The sequence below is a fragment of the Gluconobacter kanchanaburiensis NBRC 103587 genome, assembly GCF_007988905.1.
GTDB lineage: Bacteria > Pseudomonadota > Alphaproteobacteria > Acetobacterales > Acetobacteraceae > Gluconobacter > Gluconobacter kanchanaburiensis.
Map to the genome: position 1 here is coordinate 1 of NZ_BJVA01000005.1, position 20054 is coordinate 20054.

Below are 20054 nucleotides of genomic sequence, written 5' to 3' on the forward strand. Positions count from 1 at the left end.
AGCATGGTGACATTCTGGTCGTGGATTCTGCCGTAGCGCCGCGTGCCGGCGTCGTTGTGGTCGCCGCGACAGTCCCTGTTGTCAGCCCGTTATACAACCCGACTGGCGGAAATCGTACGAGCGATCAATCGTACGAGCGATCAGTTGGTGATAACTTCTGCTTACGCCTCATCTCGATCATTTGAGCGTTTATAGTGCTTACCCGAAAGCTGACATTGTTACGCGAAGCGCGACAGACGGAACGTGGTACTGTTGTCTCTGACAAAGCTTATTCATACCTTGTAACGCAAAGCATCCAGAACAAGGTTGAAGGCTGGAGAAGGCTGACGCCTGCTTGGGTAATATAGATAATAGCCATCGAATGGCTCACACCACTCTTCAAGAATTTGCACCAAAGCTCCGGAGGAAAGGTGATCTTTGACGTGATCCTCAAGCATGAAAGCAATACCGTGCCCGGTAAGAGCGGCTTCCACAATCAGATTGATATCGTTGAACACAAGCTGTCCTTGCGTTTTAACCCGGATCTCTTTGCCATCGCGCTCAAACTCCCAAGAATATAATCCGCCAGAAGTCGGCAAGCGCAGATTGATGCAGTTATGGTGAGCCAGATCGTAAGGCGTTTCTGGGATAGTCTTTCCGTTCAGGTACAATGGCGAGGCCACAGCAGCCATCCGAAGGCGTGGGCTGATTGGTACCGCAATCATGTCCTGCTCCAGTCTTTCTCCAAGCCTTATTCCCGCGTCATATCGCTCAGCCACAATATCGACGAGGCCTCCTTCGATATTGACTTCCACGTTGATGTCAGGATTTTCGGCTGTGAGACGATCAATAGCTGGCCAGAGCACTGCACGCGCCGCGTGAGAACTTGTCGTGATCCGAACAGTGCCAGCAGGGCGATCCCGCAACTCGGCCAGTGCGGCAAGCTTCTGATCAATCTCCTCAAGGGCAGGACGTAGTGTTTCTATAAGGCGCTCGCCAGCCAATGTAGGTGCGACACTCCTGGTTGTACGTGTAAGGAGCCGGAGGCCCAATCTGGCTTCGAGCCGCCGAAGAGAATGACTGAGCGCAGATTGTGAAATACCAAGCTTGCCTGCGGCCTTGGTGAAGCTGCCTTCATCAGCAACTGCCATGAACATTGCCAAACTTCCAAGCTCTTCACGCCGCATTGTGTTCAGGTCTTCTCACAAGTTTCATGACCACAAGTCATAGACCCAAGAAATTTACCCTGTCTAATCGATTGATGAGCGTGGGCTTATGATTTGCGTGTTCAGAGCCTTGGCAGACGCCCAAGGATAAACACGCGGGATCAAGAAACATGCAGAAACGTCTGTTAGGCCAGAGTGGTCTGGAAGTATCAGCGCTTGGGTTCGGCTGCATGGGCCTGAGCTATGGCTATGGCCCTGCCACCGACCGCAAAGATGCTATTGCCTTGATCCGCGCAGCATATGAGCGTGGGGTCACTTTCTTCGATACTGCCGAAGCTTATGGACCAGGCATTAATGAAGAAGTCGTTGGGGAGGCACTAGAGCCGGTTCGTGATCAGGTCGTGATTGCTACCAAGTTTGGTTTCGTAAACGGCGTGCCAGCACAGGGATTGGATAGTCGGCCGGAGCGTATTCGACAGGTTGCAGATGAAGCCCTGAAGCGCCTGCGGACTGACAGAATTGATCTCTTTTACCAACATCGCGTCGATCCAAACGTGCCGGTCGAAGATGTTGCCGGAACGGTGAAAGACCTTATCGCAGCGGGCAAGGTCAAGTATTTTGGCATGTCTGAAGCCGGGACGGATTCAATCCGTCGTGCACATGCCGTACAGCCGGTTGCCGCTCTCCAGAGTGAATATTCGATGTTCTGGCGCGAACCTGAACTGGAAATCCTGCCGCTTCTTGAGGAACTGGGTATCGGCTTCGTGCCATTTGCGCCTCTTGGAAAAGGATTCCTGACCGGAAAACTCGACCCAAAAACCGTGTTTCCCAAGGATGATTTCCGCAGCACCGTTCCTCGTTTCCAGGCTGAGGCACTGGCCGCGAACCAGGCTCTTGTTGATCTTGTCAAAGCCATCGCATCTGAAAAATCCTGCACGCCTGCGCAGATCGCCTTGGCGTGGCTTTTGGCTCAGAAGCCCTGGATTGTTCCCATCCCCGGTACAACCAAACTTCACCGCCTAGAAGAAAATCTGGGAGGGGCTGATGTCATTCTGACGCAGGATGATCTGGCCCGCATTGAACGGTCCCTCAATGACATCCCGCTTCAAGGGGCTCGTTATCCTGCTTCATATCAGAACCTGATCAATCGCTGAGCCACGACCGCGGAGAGAATAGTTATGACAATCACCACTCCTGCCGTGATGCTGAACAATGGGATCCAGATGCCCTCTCTTGGCTTCGGCGTATTTCAGGTTCCTGACCCTGCCGAGTGTGAACGCAGTGTTCGGGACGCCATTGATGTCGGTTATCGGCTTCTCGATACAGCAACGTCCTATGGCAACGAGGAAGCAGTCGGTCATGCGATCCGCAACCACGGGATCGACCGTAGCGATTTATTCGTCACTACCAAACTTTGGATTGAAGATGCTAGCTATGAGGGAGCCAAGGCTGCTTTTGAGCGCTCGTTGAACAAACTTCAGACGGACTATCTCGATCTCTGGTTGATCCATCAACCATACGGGGACGTCTATGGGGCATGGCGCGCAATGGAAGAACTATATCGTGCGGGCCGTATCCGCGCGATCGGCGTCAGCAACTTCTATCCTGACCGACTGGTGGATTTCGTGCTGCACAACGAAATCACACCAGCGATCAATCAGATTGAGCTCCATCCTTTTCATCAACAGGACGATGCGCTGAAAATCCTGAAGCAATACGATGTTCAGGCGGAAGCCTGGGGACCGTTTGCAGAGGGACGAAACGGGCTGTTCTCTAATGATGTGCTGCAGTCAATTGCGCAAAAACATGGCAAAACCATCGCTCAGGTCGTGCTCCGTTGGTTGAATCAGCGCGGAATTGTCGCAATCCCCAAGTCAGTACGCAAAGAACGTATGGCCGAAAACTTCGCTATTTTCGACTTTATGTTGGACGATGCTGATGTTGAGGCAATTGCCACGCTTGACCAGAAAGCCAGCAGCTTCTTCGATCACCGCGACCCGGAGAAAGTCAGATGGCTGGGGACAAGAAAATTAGGGTGAGAAGTATCCTCTCAGGGGTGTCTGTGTGAATTGAGATTGTTGCGGGTTTTATTCAAATCAAGTGAATGTTTTTTCGATTCATACGAGTTAAAGGGAATGTCCGAGTATCGACAATTTCGTTCATAACCGGACATTCTGTTTACCCCCATAGCGGTCATTCTTTCCCTTTTTTTACCCCCTATGAATGGTCGGATCTCTGTTCCAGGACAACGCGTGGGATCCGATACTAGCAATTCGACATGCGCTCCCAACGCCGCTCGGTCGGCCTCAATCAGAGCTGCCACAGCCTGTCGCACCTGATCATTCTGAACCAATAATGCCCCAGCATAACCGACCTCTCGCCCAGCTTCGGCATCAGCCAGGGCAGAGAGCGGCACGAACTGGACAGGCACATTCAGGGTCTGACCCTTCGTCCGGCTGGCATCAGCCTGGAGCCCGAAGACGGGAGCGGCCGACGAAGCCGAGACGGAGAATGACCCCGACTGACTAAATGTCCCGGAGAGATCCATGGTCACTGGCCCTGCAATCATCGCCACGACCGGGTCTGACGTGTGCTGCGCGCATTGGAGCGCCCGGACGTTAGCATCGAATCGAGTCGCCTGATCGGCCGTCCAGTGCTGCACACCCGAGACACTGACGACACCGGCCTCCGTCAGGTCAGCCTGGACACCAGCGATGGCCTGACTGATCGTGACGGGCACGACGGATCCGGACGAGCAGCTAGCCAGCACCAGACAAAGCAATGTCGTCTGCACCTTTCGCATACACGGAAAATGACGCTGATTTCTTGCGTTATTCATGCCGCTCGCACTTCCGCCAGTAGCGCGTCGAAGCCTTCCCCGGTCGGGGCCGTGCCAGGAACACCCAGCCAGTTCTCCCGTGACAGCAGGCCGTAAGCCTCGTCGGCAATCCGCGTGAAGGTGTCCCAGGGCATGAAGGTGCGAGCGCCCCAGGTGTTGAAAAACACGCCATCCGGATTGTATCCGACAAGTGCGATGGCATGGCCTCCGGCAGGCGTGTGATCGGTGATGGCATCCCAGTCCCAGGTCTCGCCCAGACCCAGATCCATAAAGCCTTGTGGCACTTGTACACCCGCCAGCACGCCGCCCAGATAGGCGATGGCGCGACGGATTCCGACAACGTCCGTGGGCACGATGGAGCCATAGGCCGTCAGGTAATCGCGGGTCTGTCCCGGCCGAAGCAATCCATCACGGCGCCAGGCGTTCAGTTCGTCCAGCAGGATGGTGCCGTCGTCATTGGCACCGGTTACAGGATCAAAGCCCGTGAGCGCCGCATAATTCGCCAGCACGGTTTCGGTTGAGAGCATGACCAGACCCTGCGCGGCCTTCGTCCAGGTCGCCACCAGCGCGGCATGAGCTGCAAAAGCACCGCAGCCGAAGCGGTCATTGCCCCACATCTGATAGGGCACATTCTGCGACCAGTCGCGTTCAGCCGGCACGGCTGGCAGGCAGACCGCCAATGCCCGGCCAAGGCGATAGGTACGCGGATCGTGTTTCGGGGCGCGTTTGCCCAGTTTTCTGTCCTGCATAGGATCTCCAGAAACAAAAAAAGAGGGGAGCAGCCGCTCCCCTTTTGCGTCATGTAGCGAAAATGGTCAGACGCCCTGATAGATCCGGGCGCGGATCAGCTCCGGAGACTGGATAGGCGCGGCATAGGGCGCGGCCGTGACACCGGCCAGTGCTTCGACCAGCGGGATCATCGCCTGCACGGTCTGCATGTAGGTCGCAGCGGATGCCGAATAGGCCTTCACGATAGGCGTTGCGATCGCCAGCAGGGTTTCGAGATCCGTGCCAAGGCTCTTGGCCCAGCCCTTGCCGGTCTCCACCGTGATGGAGCCGTTCGAGTTGGCCGCGACCTGCGCCGTCACGCTGCGGATCTGCGCGACCAGGTTGTCGAACTTCGCCTTGTCAGCAGCGGACAGATGGCTTTCCAGATCGGGGATGCCTTCGATTGCCTGGACGGCATAGGCGATGGCCGTGGCGTCATTGTTCAGCGCAGCCGTGTTGAAGCTGGCCGTGTTGGCGGTCGTGGTGCAGGCCGCCCTCGTCCCCTGCCTGCACCTGGACCGTCGCGCCAGAGAAACGGGTGTTCGTCTGGTTTGTGGTGTTCGTCATCGCAATGACCACAGAAAGTCGGTTCATCATGGCGAGCGTCATGCCCTCAACGCGGAGGGAGAGCTGAGAACCTGTAAACATCCCCGCATTCGTCACGGTCGCCCGCACACGAAGCCCCGAAAGCGTCACCTTGTCCGCCGTGCTACCCGGTCCGATGGCTCCGGTTGAGACGGTGAAAGACACGTCAATCTGCTTCTTGGTGAAGCTCGGCTTGCGGCGTGAGGCCGTGAATGTAGTTGTGCCACTCACGGGCGATCCTTTCTGACTCCCCATCCGCCCCAAACTCCGGCATGTTGCAGAGTGTGAATGGAGGGGCGGATGTTTCGTGAATTATTCTTGTGCACTGGGATGATTGCTTGCACGATAGGTGGAGCTGCAGCGCAATCATACAGTCCGGATTTCGATTGTTCTCGCGTCAATCCGACAGACAGTATCGCCGAACTTCTTTGTCACAATAGTGACTCTGCAAAATCAGAATTAATTTTTGATCAGACTTATTATGCTCTTCGTCAGCAGGTCGGGCGCCAGGGCTGGCAGAGCCTAAAAAGAGAAGTTATTGCAGACCAGCAGAACACAGCAAGCTGTATTCATGGAAATCCTGATCCGAATAATACACAAGCATTACCTGTAGATCCGATTTGTTACCAAGAAAAAACAGCTGAAGTAACTAATAAATACCGTTCCCAGCTATCGGGTGCCGCATTGGAAGAAGCCTCCAGACCTATTGATCGGCATATCGCTCTACAACAGAAGCTTGTTGATCTGGGATACCTCCCTTCAGGCACGAAGGCTGACGGCATTTACGGAGAAGGGACACGACAAGCAATTATGACGTGGCAGCGCGTCAGTGGACGCCCTGCATCAAGCGGATTTATTTCAAACGAAGATGCATCAGTTTTGTTATCTGGTGGAAAGCCCGCAGTTGCGCAGCCGAAAATATCAACAACCGAAGAAACGAATACTTCCGCAATAGTTGTTCCGGACAACGAGGGCATTAAAGGTATAGCGACGTACGGCAAAGATGTCTGGGAGGCCTGCTCTGGGCAGATAAATTCGATTCCCTTTAATGGTGGCCGCTCCTTTAACCCATTTGCTACCGAGGGGTTATGTTATGAGCTAACCATTGGAACGATGGCTCAACCTCAATGGCTTGATGCCAATTCTGCGCTCTTTATTTCAGTAAATTCTGATGTATACCCAAATATTCTTGTTGAAAGTGATGGACCTCTCCAAATTGGGAAAGATGCAGTTGTTATAGGTGTTAAACCTCAACAGTACACAAGTGCCCTTGGCGCTCTGGAGACCCCAATGACCGTGAAGGTTTTGAAATATTATTCTTCTTTCGGTCGCTAGTATCATTGGCTTTCAGCAAAAGTCAGCACATACCGGCCACCCAGCCCGTCATAGGTCGGATTGTCGCTGCCTTGTGTATCCACGAACACGAAGTCACCACCCAGGCCGAGATAGTCCGTATGCACCACCGGGTTCAGGTTCTGGCAGATGGCCCCGGCCACAATCCGCTCGTCATTCAGCCAGATGTCCATGAAGAGACCGGTTGAGCGCTGATAGACGTCCAGCCGGACAAGCTGCTGGTTCAGGACGACATTCAGGGTTTGACTGGCCGTCGCCGCCAAGGGGATCTGAACGGCATTCACAAGGTCACTCCCATCAGGGAAGTCTGCACGGGCAGGGACGGGGTTGTCGTCTGAACCGTGCCGTTCTGGACGGCCTGAGCGCCTTGAGGCTGAGCCGTGTTCGTATAAGCAGCTGTGCCCGTATTCCGGATCTGCCGGATCATGATCTCGGCCATCAGCATGGTAACACCACTCCTGCTTTCCCGACGCCAGCGATATCCGAGGATATTGGCGTTCGTCGCCGTAAATTCTGGCGTCACCACGGAATAGAGGTTCGTGTCCGCGCAAAGGCTTTCGAGCGTGGACAGAAACGATGCCCGGACGTGCTGCCCTGTTGCGCCGGACAGATTGGGGATCAGCTTCGTGATGGCGGACAGCAGCCCGTCTGATCCGGTCTCACTACCATCGCACACCATGATTACCCGGGCGTTATAGGGCACCTTCACCTTATTGTAAGATGCAAATGCACCACCTTCCAGCGGGGCATCCGAGACCGTGTAGCTGTTTTCGTACTCCACCCCCATCACGCGCCCGGATGTCAGAAGCTGCTGGTTCCCGGTCCCGAAAATTCCCCACTGCTTGGCAGCTTGGGAAGTGATGTAATTCTGAACCACTCCGGCGAGTGCCGTAGACGCAACTGCATCCACGCCAGCACCGATCGACTGACCAAGAAGGGCAGGGACGCCCACCGCAACCGGGATGTCCCAGACAGAAGGCATGGAAACGGGGGCAAATGCCATCAGGTCTGTCCTTGCGCGTTTATGAGAGGGAGAGTCCGGCGAAGTTCTTCATGGAAATCGCGGACAAGCTGCTGGGGATTGTCCGTGTTTGCATGGATATGGACATCGCCCACGTGGACTTCCGTTGTGTGCGTGGTGTTCCCTGTAGCGCCCTGCGCCGCGATAGCGGCCGTAGCCGCGTCGGAATACCGCGTGCCGGCCGTCCCGAACGCATCATGCCCGATCTGCCCGGTACGCATCCAATTCAGAGCCCCGCCTGCGCCCTGATTGTGAGCATAGGCGAGGATGGCATACTGACGAGACAGGGAAGCGTTGCGGAAGTCCTCGCTCTTGGAGCTGAGCACGGCCGCGTTCTGCTCGGTGCAAGCCTTGAAGAACCGTTCCTGCATCGCGGGATCGTTCAGGAACTGGCTTTGTGACGGGACAGCTTCATGCAGACGTCGGGCCGCGTCCTGAATGGCTCCCGCGCCCATCTGATACTTCCCGGCATACTTTCCGCCTGCGCCGCCCATGATGTCGTAACGTCCGTGGCTCTCAATCCCGGCCACGCTCCGCGCAAATGCCCCGAATGGATCAGGGCCGAACGCACCCCGCGCCCGTAGACGATCAACTGCGCCGCTTTCGCCTTTGTTGAGGCCTTCCGCATGGAGCGCGGCATAGCCAACCGCTCCCCAGCCAGTCAGGCGGGTTGCGAGTAACGCCGCCCGGCCAAGAGTGAGGGAGCCACCGGCTGCGTCTGTCCTTTCGGCCAGATATGGCGAGAGCTTTCCACCTCCCATCCTTTCCGCTTCTGATGCTGCTCCGGGACGCTTTGCTGCGCCTTCCTTTGTGCCTGCACCTGCGCCACCTCCGCACTCACACCCGCAAGCGGCGCTCTTCAGTGCTTCGATATTTGCCCCACCCATGAGAAGGGCCTTGATCCCTCGGATAGCCATGACGCCCGTGACAGCAGTTCCCACGGCTCCGAGAGCGGTCCCGAGAGCGACCACGCCAAGTGTGATCTCCCCAATGTGTTTGGCAAGATCCGGGTTTTCTTTCTCCCAGGCGGTAATTTTTGTCACCACGCCATCAATGGCAGGCGTCAAATCGCCAAGGATTGCCCTGCCGAGACCTTCCGTCGTCGTGGTCAGATCGACCCAGTCTTTCAAGAGCTGCTGGCTATCCCGGATCTGATCCGAGGTTGGGCCCGCATTTCTGAACTGGTTCTGCAATTTATCGAACGCGGCCGTGGTCTGGTCGATCAGGTTGATCTCGCCCTGACCGATACCAAGCTGGGACAGAAGGGTGTTCTTGACGCCCTGATCCATCCCTTGCGTAGCCCGGTTGAGCTGTTTGAGAATGTCCTCTCTGATATGGCCGCGCTGATCTGTATAGTTTCGGACGCCAAGCTGACCCATGATGCGCTGGAGGTTGCCTGCCTGAGCGGGGTCCACCAGCATGCCCTGCATCGCCTGAAAAGATGCCCCGACCTCCTGCGCCGATCCACCTACAGCCATGACGGCACGCTGCATCTGGTACAGCTTGCGCGGGTCCATATCGAGCCGCTGCGCCATGTAGCCCAACTCCGCATTGGAGCGGGTGATCTCGGATGTGAAGGTTTTGAGTGTGCGCCCACCCGTGAAGACGGCCAGCAGGGCGAGGGCTTCCGTGCGGGCGCGGGAAAACCCATCCGCCGCAGCCTTGCCGCTGTCAGCAAGGGCGCTCTGCGTCTTGGACGCGCTGCGCTCGACCTGATCGAGGCTTTTGGACGCCTGCTGCGCGCCCTTGGCGACGCCTCGACCATCAAGGCCAAGCTGAATGACCAGACTGTCAATGACGTTCGGCATGCTGGTCCTAACTCTTGTTGTACGCCGTGACCATGGCTGCTTCCCACATCAGAAGCATGTCTTCGCTGTCGTAGACGGTCATCAGTTCGCGGAGTGTCGCCATCCGCTCACCGATGACCGTCGCCATAATCCGGGAGAGGTTTACGGGACTGGCTGATTTTCGGGGCTGACTGCCCTGATCAGGGATGCCGCGAGCGGGGAACTCTGGAAGATCGCGGCCTTGAAAAAACCCACATGGAGATTGAACGCCTCCGAACGCAGGTCCGTCAGGGTCTGGGGATCATCAATGTCCCCATCGAGCAGGGGGCGAGGGGTTTTGGATTTGCCTCGCCGGACTTGGACGCACTGGAGCAGGGCATCGAACGCTTTGTCGCAAGCCTCGTCGTCAATGTTGGCGAAAATGGTCATGGACATGGAGGCGATGCCGAGGATGCCTTCTTCCATCGCCCGCCGAACCGCCTGGTCCAGCATGGCTTCTGACATCTTGTTTGTGCTCTGGATCACTGCCTTGGACAGATGCCGCGCCCACTTGTCCGCTGCAAAGGCAGACATGCGGGTGATGACGAACTCCTTGCCGACGTCCTCACCGGATGCGGGGCTCCATTCAATCGACTTCATGTCAGATCCCCGCCGGGAAGACTTTTTCCCACTGGAAAGTGAAGGTCCGGGCTTCAAGAACTGTCCCCCCGTTCGGGGCAACGGATCCGGTCATCATGCACCCGTTCGTGAAGGTGTACTTCCGGCCAGTGGACTTGAGCGTCAGTTCCCCGCCCAGGGTAAGAATGGTTCGGGTAAGCTGCTGTTCCGTGATGATCGCTTCCATGTAGGGGATTGATCCCGAAGCCGCAGAGAAGTTCATCGTCTGATTGACGGCGCGCGGAATCCAACCCCGGTTCAGCTTGCCGTCAATGGACATCTGGGCTTCAGCCATTTCCACGGCCTCCTGTTCCCATGCCCGGTCCGATCCCCAATTCTCAAGGGTGATCGGGGCATTGAACAGATCCGAAATGGTCAGCGTGAAGATGGCATCAGCCGAGGTGATGATATTGGAAGCCATTACTGCACCTCAACGGAAGCAAGGTTGATGCTCTGGACCGACTGGCCGTCCGTGTACCAGAACTTTGGAGAGATCGGGCCGCGGCTGGAACGAACCGAAGCAGCGGCAGTCGAGGCGTTGGGCTGGAAGTACCAGCCGCGCGTCTGAAGCGTATCGGAGATCGTAACGCCCGCCGCATTGTTGACCTCGAGAGCCTCGGCATCCGTAAGCGTGACGCCCGCACGAATAGCGCCGAAGGCCAGTCCCTGGTCGATAGTCGGCTGAGCGGAGGCGGAAATCAGTGCATCGCCCTGCGTGTTGAAGGGGATATTTCCCGCAGACAATTCGAGATTGAGCATGTCGGACTGGAACGAGGCATTCAGCCAAATCTGATTGATGTAACTGTCGGCCCATTTGAACTGACCCGAGACGTTCCCGCCACGCAGGAAGATGAAGCGACCCAGACCGTTCGCGTGCAGGCCATAGAAGGAATATCCATTCGCTTCGAGGACGCTGGCGGTTGTTCCATCTGTCACTGTCGCGGTCACGCCCGAGAAGCGGCAGAAGCACAAATCCCACCGGCCGTTCGTCGTGTCGAAGTTCAGCGAGGCCATCCAGCCGAGGCAACCGGCAGCGACAAGCGGATCCTGATAAACGACCGTCGTTCCGTCGATATTCTGAGACGTGAGCCACACACCGAACGCTGTCTCGCTGTTCTGTGTCGTTGCCTGTGTGTCGGTGTCCCACGGTACATACCAGAAGCGGTCCTTCTGCTCGCCGACCCATGTCGCAATTGCCTGCTTGTCCGCGAGTTCTGGCTCGAACGTGGTGGTAAAGCCCGCAAATTCCTGCGTCGTGCCAATCAGGGCTGTCAGATACGTTGCCCAATTCGACGGAGTGTCCGTCGTCGGCGCTGTATAGCCTGCAAAGTAGAGCGTGCTTGGCGTCTGTGATGCGCCGGTGTAGCCGCCGAAATAGACTGCTGCCATCTGGTATTCAGTTGAGGACGCGCCGAACGCCGTGGCGACAGCGGGGGCAGAGGTGTATTCCACAACCGTGCCAGCCGGAACGACCGTAGTGTTTGTGGTGATGATGAGGCCGTTGATGAACGCCACGCCACCACCAGCACTCAGCGCGCTCGGGGTGACAGAGACCACCTGTGAAATGGGGATACCGCCAGCCATGGCCGGTTACTCCTATGTTGTGGGTAGATCGGCCTCGATCGTGGTCACGACCACCTCGGAGGCGAATTGCTGCGGAATGATGCGCTGGTAGTTGACCTGCATCCGTAGATCGACGGACCAGGCGTCTTCGTACTGATTCTCAGCATTGGAGAACGGCGATTGCCGGGGCTCCATTGCGACGAGGGGGGAGAACGGAGCGGCGTTCGCGCGGCACCAATCCGTCGTGTAGAAATCGCGCCACAGAGCCGCCGCCTGTTTGACGGCATCGCCTGCACCGGCGCCGAACGTGTTGACCTGAAACGTCACCTCGCGCAGTTCCGTGACGACGCGGGCGCTGTCGGTGTAGGACCAGCCATTCGTTGCCAGCAGCCGCGTCGTGACAATCTGCATGACGCAGTAAGGCCCGATCGGTGATGCTGTTCGGTTCTGCTGGCCCTGCCGTATCGTGAACGGCGCAGGGAGAACGGTTTTGAGCCAGTCCCCAAGCGCTTTATTCAGATCGCTGTCTGTCGGCGTGTAGGTTATGGCGGAGGAGGCGGTGTTGCTTGGCGCGTCACCACAATTTTGGACCATCGCCCGAAACCCCATTCTTCAAGAACTTGCGTTACGAGCCAGTCGGAGCCGTAGAAATTCAGCACGTCTCCGCCTGTCTGGAGCGCCCGATTCAGGCCCTTGATGCCGCCCGCGATATAAACGGCGCGCATGTCGGCTTGCTGAGTGATGTTGTCGATCCGTTGCAGGTCCGACGTGCTAAGTGCCTGGACCTTAATCGTGCAGAGCAGGTCCGTCGTGCAGGGCGTGACACTGTAATCGTCGTTGACGATCTCGCCATCCGACACCCGGAGCGTTGCGGCGATTGGCGGATTGACCACGTTCGTCGCTGCGTTGGCGATGCCGAAGACGTTAATCACTGACGACCTCGTATCCTACGCTGTTGAGCATGTGGCCGGTGTCGATCAGGGGTTTATCGAAGCCTTTGGCGCGGATTGTCGAGGGCGCGTTGGGGGGATCGCCGAGGCTCCGAATTTCTTCCTGAACCTGACCCACAATCGCTTCAGCCGCTAAATCGAGAGCCTTGTCCAAATCTCCTTTTGCCTGCTTGAGAGCGGCGGCAAGTAGAGCGGGCCACTGATCCCGGTTGTTGGCAATGGCGTTCCGCATGAAGGGGCGAGCAGGGATGGTGACGGTATGCGTTGTTTCAAAATTCGACGATTTGGCTTTGACGAATTTTCCATTTTTGCGAAATGACCCATCGGCCTTGACGGAGCGGTAGACTTTGGTCTCGTGCTCTGGAATGTCGATTTCGCCACCGAATTCGTTCTGATAAGCAACGGCAGCTACTGGCATTCCATCGGCATATGCGGATCCAGGAGCAAGCCCGCTTTTATCCCGATCACTCGATTTGTTCTTGGGATATGTCGCCCCATCAAGAAAGCCGACGTTCATCTGCATCTGATTGGACTTCTTCAGCACCCGTTCCAGAAGCCGAGCCATCCAGTTCTTCTGCGCACCCTGAACCTTTCCGTTCAACGTCGCCTGAAGCCGGGCCATGCCTTTGATGACTGTCTTCGGCATCAGGGCCATATCCTTGCGCGTGGCGAGCGTCCGGGAACGAAGCGCATCTGCCGGAGATACGCTGTCGCCTGCCAGAACATCGCGCCGTATTGCGTCTGCATGAACCACGCCGCCGAGACGGACTGTGCGCCCATGTCGAGGCCAACAGACGTCGACCCCTCCGACGCGCTCGCCACCCGACCGACCGTCCCCGCGCCGTTGCCACCCGCCGAGACGGGAAGCATCAGTTGCGCGATGTGGGCTGTGAGCAGATTGAGAAGGCGCGCGCGCTTCGTCAGGTTCTGCACCGGACTTAGTGGCGTGTTGTTGAGATAATCCCCGGCCTGATCGAAATAGAGCGCCGCCTGGGCGTCGTTCGTATTCGTCGCCAGATCAGGGAACAGGGCCGACCACGTCGCATAATCGAACGTGACCACGCCCGCTTGCGTCGTGGCCGTCCCGCTCATCAGGCGTAAGCCCGAGCGCGTGCGGCCTCTTCGGCGTCAGCAAGGCCCTTGCGCTTGATCTCCACCGGGTCGAGGGGCTCGAAGCCGGTCTTCTCGGTCTTGAATTCAGCGGCCTTGGCGTTGGCTCGGGCTTCCGTCATTTCCGCGAAGACGCACTGGTTCTTCACCAGATCGCTGTCCGCGTTCTGCTTGACCCATGCTTCCCAGAAAGCCTTGTCCACCACGGTTCGACCAACGCGACCGAGTAGCGCGTTGTCTTTCGGGTGGAAGTCAGGAGCGCGGTTCGCGCCGTTGATTTCGATTTCTTTGACGTAAGAAACCGGGCTCAGATCAGGGCGCTTTTCTTCGCTCATCTTTGCGCGTCGCTCTGCATCGCCTTCGGGGGCGATACGCAGGCGGAGGCCGTGAGGCATGCGGCAGAGTACGGTAACGATATCAGCCATGCTTCAGATCCCCACCATCTGCGCAACGGCCATCGGGCGCTTCCAGACCGTACCCCAGCCACCACGCGACATCTTCTGGCGCGCATTGGTGGAATACTGCTCCAGGCGGTGCATGGTCAGACGCTCGGTGAACGCGGTCGTGACGGTCTCGACGCCATCGACTTCCGGCACGAACATCTGCATGACGTTGGCGCTGGTGTAGCCGCCCGACATGGTGACGCCAGCTTCCGGAAGGAACTCGATCTCCATCTTCGGCCATGCCTTCTTCAGCATGTCCTCAAGGGTAATCCCGAACTGATTGGTGTAGGTCAGAACCTGCGAGAGTTCAGACGGGACCACAACCTTCAGGCGGGTCTGGTTGTTGATGTTGCCCATCATGGCCTTGTTCAGGGCCGCAAACAGGGTCACGAAATCCGGATAGATCAGGTTCGGATCGCTCACGCTCGTCCATGCCGTGGACGTGCCGGCCTTCACCGAAGCCGTGATGGCGGCAGGCAAGGCCGGATCATTCAGGGCGCCGTAGTTCTCAAGGCCGGTCAGTCCGAACAGGTTCAGCAGGTTCTGCTGCTTTTCGAGAACGGACGCGCCTGCGGTGCGCTGCTCGGCAACCCAGTCGATGCTGCCCATGCCCATCATCTCGGCTTCCAGATCGCCATACTTGGCCCAGGTCTGGAAGGTGAAGGACTGGCGGTTGACCCAGTTGGCATTCGCGCTGCTGTCACCAGCCTGTTCGAAGTCTCCATAAGCCACGGCATAGCCGGACGCCTCGATGACCGGGAACATGACCGTCTTGATTGCGCGTTCACCCTTCTTCTGAGATCCGTAGATCTCTTCGGACTTGGTCGGCGTGATAAGCTGGCGGATCAGCTGCGGATCGACCATCGTGTTGATGACGGCTGGAATACCGCTGTTCGGCGCCGTGACAGCGGAGAACGTCGGAGCCGCGTCATAGGCGTTCCCCCGTTCGCCGACGTAGTGCGTCACACCCGGCAGATTGATGCCCCAATCCTGCGCAAGGCGCGTCGCGTCATTACGAAACGAAGCCATTATTCGTTGCTCCCGGAGATCGGCGCGACAGCACCGGAGATGATGATGGTAGAACCGGCCGCGCCGCCCTGGGTGACGACGAAGCCTGTGGCGACCGTACCGTCTGGAACCGTGCCAGCCGCTCCGGTCTGAAGCGTGCCGTCCGTGGTGGACGCGTAAACGGCCTGGCCAGTCGTTGCGGCGGCGGTCGCGGATACTGCGAAGTAATCGCCGCCCGTCATGAGCTGCACATTGAAGCCGCTCGGCAGGACCATCGTGCTTTCGCCCAGATAGGTCGTGATGAGGCCGGTCTGATCCCGCAGGACGAAGCCAGTCGGGGCGCTGGACGCAGTTTCCGTGCTCGTCGTCGTGACCGTCAGGCCCGTACCGCTGCCGTTGGTCGTGGTGGCAACGCCAGTTCCGGCCGGGTTTGCAGTTTCAGGGCTCGTAGTCTGGATCGTAAGGGCCGATACAACGCCGCCAGTGGCGATCGTTTCGACCGTCGCTTTGCCCCCGGTGAATGTGACCGTATCACCCACAGCATAGCCTGTTCCGCCAGCATCAACAGCAACACTCGCAACCGTGTAATAGGTCGAGGGCGGCGTATTCAGGACGGTAACGCCGTCCGCCTGCACCCATGCGAAGGCGCCGACGCGAACGCCATCAGCGCCAGCGATAAAGCCCATTGGGCCGGGGATGGCGGAGCGGCGCGGGTTCGCGGAGGCGATGCCACCCGGGAAACCCTTGGCCCAGTTGTAATTGATCTTGGAAGGGAAACCCATCGGGACCGCTCCTTACGCTTTGCGGCGAGCAGAGGCGCCCGCCAGAGGGGAATCACTGTCGATCGCGCTGTCAGACGCGATGCGTGCCGGACGCTCGGGACGCTTGGCGCTGATCGCCATACTGACAAGCGCGGGGAGGGCGCTTTCGTGAACGCTGGAGGCGTCCTGTCCGATTTGCTTGAGGGCGTAGCGGTAGATGTCGCCTGCGCTGTCCATGCCGATTACGTCGCCGACAAGCGGGCGGACGGCTTCTCGGGCATCCTGCGCCAGTTTGTTGCGGCGGCGCTCCTTGGAAACGGCGGCTTCGATCAGGCGCGAAACAGAAGCGGCGTCCATGCCCTTCTTTTCGTCCTTCTTGTCGTCGTCATCGTCTTCATCGGCGGCTTGATCATCGTCGTCCGTATCGTCTTCGTCGCAGGCTTTGGCGTCTTCCGCCTTCTTGTCGGCCTTATCGTCGTCAGACTCGTCCTCGGCTTTCTTGCCTTCTTCCTCGGTTTCGTCCTCATCCATGCACTTCTTCACGTCTTCCTCAGACGCATCCATGGCGAGACGACCGGAACGAATGGCCGCCGCAATGCGGCCCGCTGTGGACATGGGCTTGCGTACAGCCATGTTCGTTATCTCCGTGATGTTGGGGGGTGCGCTGTCGCCGATAATGGCGGTCTTCACGCGGGGTTCTTCCACCAAAGCGAGGTGGTTGAAGCGGATATTGACCATCTTCAGCGTGTAGCGCTGACCATTGATCTCACCGGTCTCAGGGACGGTTTCGTAAGCGTATCCAGCCGACACGCACCGCTTTGAGCCGTCCTGAATTCTCTTGATCGCGTCGCCGTCCCAGATCGCCAGTTCCCCGATCAGATCGGGCGCTTGGAAGGTGGCGTTGTTGACTGAACCCACCGTGATCTCACGCGGATGATCGTCCGCGCTGACCGGCTGGTGGATTTCGATCAGGGGCTTGCCGTTCATGCTCGATGCGGCTTCCCGCAAGGCATCGGCGTCCCGGTACATCCAGTAGATCGTGTCAGGCACTAGCCCGAGGCGTTCGGCTCCATTGATCTCGCGCCCGTAATAGGGCGAGACTACAGCCGCGCTGAGCACGCAACGCTCAACGTGCAGATGCCCGTCCTCGTCGATGCGCCGCACCGACCGGTCAAGGGCCATGATTGTATCTGTCATTCTTGTGGAGCCGTTATGACTGAAGACGAACGGAAGCTGTTATTGATGCTCACTTCTGCCGTGAGGGGCATTTATGAACGGAACCATCCTGGAAAACCGCAAGCGATTGAGCAGGAACTGGCGCGCCTAGCAGACGTCGTTAGGCGTCAAACCCCGGAATAATCACCTGCGACGTGCAGCGGCAGTTCGGTGCCTCGCCGGGAAAAATCAACTTGCCGTTGCCGTCCACGTCCGCACCCTGTCGAATGTCGTATCGAAGGCGTTCACGTCCGGCCTTCACGTGGTTCGGACGGGGATGCTTCCCGGCGCTTGAGTGGCACCAGATTGCCTCGGTCAGACCAAGCTCGATCTGACGTGTTCGCGTAATGAAGGACGTGGCCTTGTTGTTCTGGTCCCGCGCAATGAAGGCGGCACGGCGCTGTGTGATGCCGTAGCGCTCTTTGAGGTCTGCCGTCAGAGTGGATAGGTCGCGCCCCGCCATCACAGAGCGCTGGACCATCTGTGAGACTTCCGTCAGGTGGTGGTCCGCAATCGATTTGATGAGACTGACGTTCTCGTTGATCGCACCATCCAGAACGTCTTTCACGGCCTTCGACGGCCTGAACCTCACGGCAAACCCGGCCTGTCGCAGCTTGTCCATCAGGGACGTGTCGGCGTGCCCCTTCCAGCGCCCCGCCTGCCGTTCGGCAATCTTCCGCGCTCGGTCATCGAATAGACTGCGCCACCGGACCGTCAGCTTGTTCATGACCTTTTGCAGTTCGTCTGCCACGCTGTCTTGAGCAATGGCGGTCTCGTACTTCCGGTAGTTGGCCGTCAGCCAGTATGTCAGGCTGTCGTCCATCTCGCGGATCAGGCGCATCAGATCGCGGTAGTAAAGAGCCTCAAGCGCAGCACTGGCGCGGGTTGGCTTGAGCGCCTTCCCGGTCGCAGATGTGCAGCGGAGTTGGGTCATTTTATCGAGGGGTCCAAAAACCGCCGAAGAACAAGAGGCTATTCAGGAGCGCGATACTGACTATCGCCACCCAAAAGTTATCCTTGCCGGTCTTGGGTTTGCCGTGGTCTCGCGCATGCAATAGCAAGCTAACCGACAAAAGAAGGAAAAAGGCCCATTGAGGCCAATGCCAATTTACCATCACTCTTCTTCCTCCCCCTTCTTCAACAAATCTTCCATCCCCGGCATCTGCTCAGGTTCAGGCGGCTCTGGTGGCGGGCCGCTCAGGTTCACGCCACGGAAAATGCTGCGCTCGTCTGTGGCCTGCTGCTCGCGGGCTTCCTCCGGAGCGATGACACCCGCTGTAATGAGCAGCGCCACCAGATCGGCTTTAATCTTCTCGATTTCAGCCAATTCCTTCTCGTCCATCTGCCAGAGCGGCACGAACGTGAAGGACAGATCCGGATCGATCTTGCCCCAGAGGTGAATCTGAACGGCTTCGAAAATCCGCTGTAGGGAAGGGCGGATATGCGCTTCCTGAAAGGCGGAAACCTCGTCGTAGAAAACGCGGATTTCACCTTCGGACGATGCGTTCAGGCCTTGAGGCTGGATGCCGAACAGTTTGACCAACGGAATGCCAGGGATCGACGCCATAGCCTCCATCGCCTGCGCTTGCAGACTATCCAGCCCAGACAGCGGCGTGGCGATGATCGAAGCATCCTCACGCTCCTTGTCCACCACAATCGTGCCCTGTCCCTCAGACACGTCCTGCATGTAGGCGGCGCGCCCCTGCACGGAGGCCATGTCCACATCGCCATAAGGCATCGGCTGAGCGTCCATGCCCGGCCCGATGTCCGTCTGTATATTCCCCGTCATGTCCGTTTTCAGGACCAGCTTGGAGAAATTGCGGACGATGGTGGCCGTGCTGTTGCGCGTAGCCAGATAGTTGTGAACGTAGGCGCGCAGAAGCTGCGTGAGGGACTGTCCGCCAAAGTTGAAGGCGGGAGCCAGGATCTGACTGACCGGGTAGAGGATCGTAGTCAGAAGGCGGGAACTGTCCACCATCGTCCCGAGGACCCACCAGTTGTTCGGGCGGTAGAAATCCGGGGCGAGGGGGTTGTTCGCGTTGTAGCTGTTCGGCGTCGTCCAGATCGGTTCGATATTGGCAAGGCGCTCCAGTGAGCCTTTCGCCATACCTTTGTCGCCAATGACGAGCGGTACTGACTGCCCATCGGTCGTGAGCGGAACACCTTTGATGCCGATCCAGACATGCCCCAGACCATAGAGCAGGCCATGCAGCACATGCGTGCGAATGACGCGCCGGACGTTCAGGCGCTCGAACTCTTTCTCGATTTCCGCAATTCGTTTCGCGGCGCCGTCGTTCTCGTCAACGTCCGCGCCCTGTTTGTCAGAACGGAACTCAATCCACTCACGGGTGGCCTCTCGGGCGATGACCTCGCACGGCTTGCGGTACTCAGCCCGCTGCGCCATCTGGGCAAGCTGCGGATAGCCGAGGAATGCAAGCCCGTCCTCGAAATAATCGCGCAGGACAGGAGCGGCGGTCGCGGCCCAGCCACCCATATCAGCGACGGCCTCGAGATTTCCGCTGTCCATCGCCAGCGCTTCGGGAGCATAGCCGCGCACACCCTTAGGAGGCTTGTACGGGTCAAAAGCCTCACGCGGGTCAAGCTGCAGTCCACCAGAGCCATGTCCACGAAACGAGCGCAGATTCATGCGCCTGTCCGAGCGTGAAAGCACAGGCTCGCGCCGCTCGGGCAACGGCTTGCGCTCCCGGTTGCGGCCGAACCAGTGTTTCATCAACGTATCCTTGATTTGTAGCCTGCGAACGAGGGCATTGAGCGGCGGTTCTGAATGATCCCATCGAGGGCGTAACGCAGCGCGTCGATCCAGTGGTTCCAGGCGTCCACAATGACCG

Annotated in this window: 25 protein-coding genes; 4 read left to right on the forward strand and 21 right to left on the reverse strand. The window is 58.1% G+C overall.

The genetic code is table 11. From position 1 onward, the window contains the following. Positions 1-42 precede the first annotated feature (42 nt). Positions 43-195, forward strand: coding sequence for a DUF4113 domain-containing protein (locus tag GKA01_RS13760; protein ID WP_307724937.1), 153 nt, complete (start codon positions 43-45; stop codon positions 193-195). Between the two features lie 77 nt (positions 196-272). Here the strand turns inward: GKA01_RS13760 and GKA01_RS05350 are convergent, their stop codons facing one another. Beyond that, complete coding sequence (locus tag GKA01_RS05350; RefSeq protein WP_146859972.1) at positions 273-1166, reverse strand: LysR family transcriptional regulator; 894 nt, start codon at positions 1164-1166, stop codon at positions 273-275. Between the two features lie 149 nt (positions 1167-1315). On the opposite strand from GKA01_RS05350, the gene GKA01_RS05355 reads away from it, so the two are divergent. Continuing rightward, entirely contained in the window at positions 1316-2299 is a 984-nt protein-coding gene (locus GKA01_RS05355) for an aldo/keto reductase (protein WP_146859974.1), read from the forward strand. A gap of 24 nt (positions 2300-2323) precedes the next feature. Then, positions 2324-3184, forward strand: coding sequence for an aldo/keto reductase (locus GKA01_RS05360; protein WP_146859976.1), 861 nt, complete (start codon positions 2324-2326; stop codon positions 3182-3184). A gap of 11 nt (positions 3185-3195) precedes the next feature. Here the strand turns inward: GKA01_RS05360 and GKA01_RS13685 are convergent, their stop codons facing one another. From GKA01_RS13685 to GKA01_RS05380, 4 genes are all read right to left on the reverse strand, one after another. Continuing rightward, a complete protein-coding gene (locus GKA01_RS13685) occupies positions 3196-3885 on the reverse strand; it encodes a hypothetical protein (RefSeq protein WP_194265808.1) in 690 nt (229 codons plus the stop codon). 95 nt (positions 3886-3980) lie between these two features. Continuing rightward, a complete protein-coding gene (locus GKA01_RS05370; RefSeq protein WP_146859979.1) occupies positions 3981-4733 on the reverse strand; it encodes a C1 family peptidase in 753 nt (250 codons plus the stop codon). A 66-nt stretch (positions 4734-4799) separates the two neighbouring features. After that, positions 4800-5072 carry a hypothetical protein gene (locus GKA01_RS05375; protein WP_146859980.1) on the reverse strand — a complete coding sequence of 91 codons (273 nt, stop codon included), beginning with the start codon at positions 5070-5072 and terminating at the stop codon, positions 4800-4802. A 115-nt stretch (positions 5073-5187) separates the two neighbouring features. Continuing rightward, on the reverse strand, positions 5188-5568 hold the full coding sequence (locus GKA01_RS05380) for a hypothetical protein (protein WP_146859982.1): 381 nt from the start codon (positions 5566-5568) through the stop codon (positions 5188-5190). Between the two features lie 57 nt (positions 5569-5625). On the opposite strand from GKA01_RS05380, the gene GKA01_RS05385 reads away from it, so the two are divergent. Continuing rightward, positions 5626-6672, forward strand: a complete 1047-nt coding sequence (locus tag GKA01_RS05385) for a peptidoglycan-binding domain-containing protein (protein WP_146859984.1) — start codon at positions 5626-5628, stop codon at positions 6670-6672. Between the two features lie 2 nt (positions 6673-6674). On the opposite strand, the gene GKA01_RS05390 is transcribed toward GKA01_RS05385, so the two are convergent. The 16 genes from GKA01_RS05390 to GKA01_RS05465 form a co-directional block, all read right to left on the reverse strand. After that, positions 6675-6974 carry a phage baseplate plug family protein gene (locus GKA01_RS05390; protein ID WP_146859986.1) on the reverse strand — a complete coding sequence of 100 codons (300 nt, stop codon included), beginning with the start codon at positions 6972-6974 and terminating at the stop codon, positions 6675-6677. Next, positions 6971-7693, reverse strand: coding sequence for a hypothetical protein (locus GKA01_RS05395; RefSeq protein ID WP_146859988.1), 723 nt, complete (start codon positions 7691-7693; stop codon positions 6971-6973). Before GKA01_RS05395 ends, GKA01_RS05390 begins: the two co-directional genes overlap by 4 nt. Beyond that, on the reverse strand, positions 7693-9519 hold the full coding sequence (locus GKA01_RS05400; RefSeq protein WP_146859990.1) for a phage tail tape measure protein: 1827 nt from the start codon (positions 9517-9519) through the stop codon (positions 7693-7695). Before GKA01_RS05400 ends, GKA01_RS05395 begins: the two co-directional genes overlap by 1 nt. Before the next feature lie 141 nt (positions 9520-9660). Beyond that, entirely contained in the window at positions 9661-10137 is a 477-nt protein-coding gene (locus tag GKA01_RS05405; RefSeq protein ID WP_146859992.1) for a phage tail assembly chaperone, read from the reverse strand. A gap of 1 nt (position 10138) precedes the next feature. Beyond that, positions 10139-10576 carry a phage tail fiber protein gene (locus GKA01_RS05410; RefSeq protein WP_146859994.1) on the reverse strand — a complete coding sequence of 146 codons (438 nt, stop codon included), beginning with the start codon at positions 10574-10576 and terminating at the stop codon, positions 10139-10141. After that, complete coding sequence (locus GKA01_RS05415; protein ID WP_146859996.1) at positions 10576-11739, reverse strand: DUF3383 family protein; 1164 nt, start codon at positions 11737-11739, stop codon at positions 10576-10578. The genes GKA01_RS05410 and GKA01_RS05415 overlap by 1 nt, the downstream gene beginning before the upstream one ends. 12 nt (positions 11740-11751) lie before the next feature. Then, positions 11752-12312, reverse strand: coding sequence for a phage neck terminator protein (locus tag GKA01_RS05420; RefSeq protein WP_146859998.1), 561 nt, complete (start codon positions 12310-12312; stop codon positions 11752-11754). Next, complete coding sequence (locus tag GKA01_RS05425; RefSeq protein ID WP_146860000.1) at positions 12261-12650, reverse strand: hypothetical protein; 390 nt, start codon at positions 12648-12650, stop codon at positions 12261-12263. Before GKA01_RS05425 ends, GKA01_RS05420 begins: the two co-directional genes overlap by 52 nt. Then, positions 12643-13314 carry a hypothetical protein gene (locus GKA01_RS05430; RefSeq protein WP_146860002.1) on the reverse strand — a complete coding sequence of 224 codons (672 nt, stop codon included), beginning with the start codon at positions 13312-13314 and terminating at the stop codon, positions 12643-12645. The genes GKA01_RS05425 and GKA01_RS05430 overlap by 8 nt, the downstream gene beginning before the upstream one ends. Continuing rightward, positions 13314-13760 carry a DUF4054 domain-containing protein gene (locus GKA01_RS05435; RefSeq protein ID WP_146860004.1) on the reverse strand — a complete coding sequence of 149 codons (447 nt, stop codon included), beginning with the start codon at positions 13758-13760 and terminating at the stop codon, positions 13314-13316. The genes GKA01_RS05430 and GKA01_RS05435 overlap by 1 nt, the downstream gene beginning before the upstream one ends. After that, positions 13760-14203, reverse strand: a complete 444-nt coding sequence (locus GKA01_RS05440) for a hypothetical protein (RefSeq protein ID WP_146860006.1) — start codon at positions 14201-14203, stop codon at positions 13760-13762. The genes GKA01_RS05435 and GKA01_RS05440 overlap by 1 nt, the downstream gene beginning before the upstream one ends. A 3-nt stretch (positions 14204-14206) precedes the next feature. After that, complete coding sequence (locus tag GKA01_RS05445) at positions 14207-15250, reverse strand: hypothetical protein (protein ID WP_146860008.1); 1044 nt, start codon at positions 15248-15250, stop codon at positions 14207-14209. Further along, positions 15250-16011, reverse strand: coding sequence for a structural cement protein Gp24 (locus GKA01_RS05450; protein ID WP_146860010.1), 762 nt, complete (start codon positions 16009-16011; stop codon positions 15250-15252). Before GKA01_RS05450 ends, GKA01_RS05445 begins: the two co-directional genes overlap by 1 nt. Before the next feature lie 12 nt (positions 16012-16023). Beyond that, on the reverse strand, positions 16024-17187 hold the full coding sequence (locus GKA01_RS05455) for a DUF2213 domain-containing protein (RefSeq protein ID WP_146860012.1): 1164 nt from the start codon (positions 17185-17187) through the stop codon (positions 16024-16026). Positions 17188-17326: 139 nt separating this feature from the next. Beyond that, complete coding sequence (locus tag GKA01_RS05460; RefSeq protein ID WP_208653393.1) at positions 17327-18139, reverse strand: phage head morphogenesis protein; 813 nt, start codon at positions 18137-18139, stop codon at positions 17327-17329. A gap of 180 nt (positions 18140-18319) precedes the next feature. Further along, entirely contained in the window at positions 18320-19936 is a 1617-nt protein-coding gene (locus GKA01_RS05465; protein WP_146860014.1) for a phage portal protein, read from the reverse strand. Between the last annotated feature and the right edge of the window lie 118 nt (positions 19937-20054).

Bases quoted from the DNA above. Each gene is read 5' to 3' on its own strand.
- GKA01_RS05430 (WP_146860002.1), bottom strand. From the start codon at position 13,314: ATGCCGAAGACAGTCATCAAAGGCATGGCCCGGCTTCAGGCGACGTTG.
- GKA01_RS05435 (WP_146860004.1), bottom strand. From the start codon at position 13,760: ATGAGCGGGACGGCCACGACGCAAGCGGGCGTGGTCACGTTCGATTAT.
- GKA01_RS05440 (WP_146860006.1), bottom strand. From the start codon at position 14,203: ATGGCTGATATCGTTACCGTACTCTGCCGCATGCCTCACGGCCTCCGC.
- GKA01_RS05465 (WP_146860014.1), bottom strand. From the start codon at position 19,936: ATGAAACACTGGTTCGGCCGCAACCGGGAGCGCAAGCCGTTGCCCGAG.
- GKA01_RS05420 (WP_146859998.1), bottom strand. From the start codon at position 12,312: ATGGTCCAAAATTGTGGTGACGCGCCAAGCAACACCGCCTCCTCCGCC.
- GKA01_RS05445 (WP_146860008.1), bottom strand. From the start codon at position 15,250: ATGGCTTCGTTTCGTAATGACGCGACGCGCCTTGCGCAGGATTGGGGC.
- GKA01_RS05450 (WP_146860010.1), bottom strand. From the start codon at position 16,011: ATGGGTTTCCCTTCCAAGATCAATTACAACTGGGCCAAGGGTTTCCCG.
- GKA01_RS05350 (WP_146859972.1), bottom strand. From the start codon at position 1,166: ATGCGGCGTGAAGAGCTTGGAAGTTTGGCAATGTTCATGGCAGTTGCT.
- GKA01_RS05455 (WP_146860012.1), bottom strand. From the start codon at position 17,187: ATGACAGATACAATCATGGCCCTTGACCGGTCGGTGCGGCGCATCGAC.
- GKA01_RS05360 (WP_146859976.1), top strand. From the start codon at position 2,324: ATGACAATCACCACTCCTGCCGTGATGCTGAACAATGGGATCCAGATG.
- GKA01_RS05460 (WP_208653393.1), bottom strand. From the start codon at position 18,139: ATGACCCAACTCCGCTGCACATCTGCGACCGGGAAGGCGCTCAAGCCA.
- GKA01_RS05355 (WP_146859974.1), top strand. From the start codon at position 1,316: ATGCAGAAACGTCTGTTAGGCCAGAGTGGTCTGGAAGTATCAGCGCTT.
- GKA01_RS05400 (WP_146859990.1), bottom strand. From the start codon at position 9,519: ATGCCGAACGTCATTGACAGTCTGGTCATTCAGCTTGGCCTTGATGGT.
- GKA01_RS05385 (WP_146859984.1), top strand. From the start codon at position 5,626: ATGGAGGGGCGGATGTTTCGTGAATTATTCTTGTGCACTGGGATGATT.
- GKA01_RS05410 (WP_146859994.1), bottom strand. From the start codon at position 10,576: ATGGCTTCCAATATCATCACCTCGGCTGATGCCATCTTCACGCTGACC.
- GKA01_RS05370 (WP_146859979.1), bottom strand. From the start codon at position 4,733: ATGCAGGACAGAAAACTGGGCAAACGCGCCCCGAAACACGATCCGCGT.
- GKA01_RS05395 (WP_146859988.1), bottom strand. From the start codon at position 7,693: ATGGCATTTGCCCCCGTTTCCATGCCTTCTGTCTGGGACATCCCGGTT.
- GKA01_RS05405 (WP_146859992.1), bottom strand. From the start codon at position 10,137: ATGAAGTCGATTGAATGGAGCCCCGCATCCGGTGAGGACGTCGGCAAG.
- GKA01_RS05415 (WP_146859996.1), bottom strand. From the start codon at position 11,739: ATGGCTGGCGGTATCCCCATTTCACAGGTGGTCTCTGTCACCCCGAGC.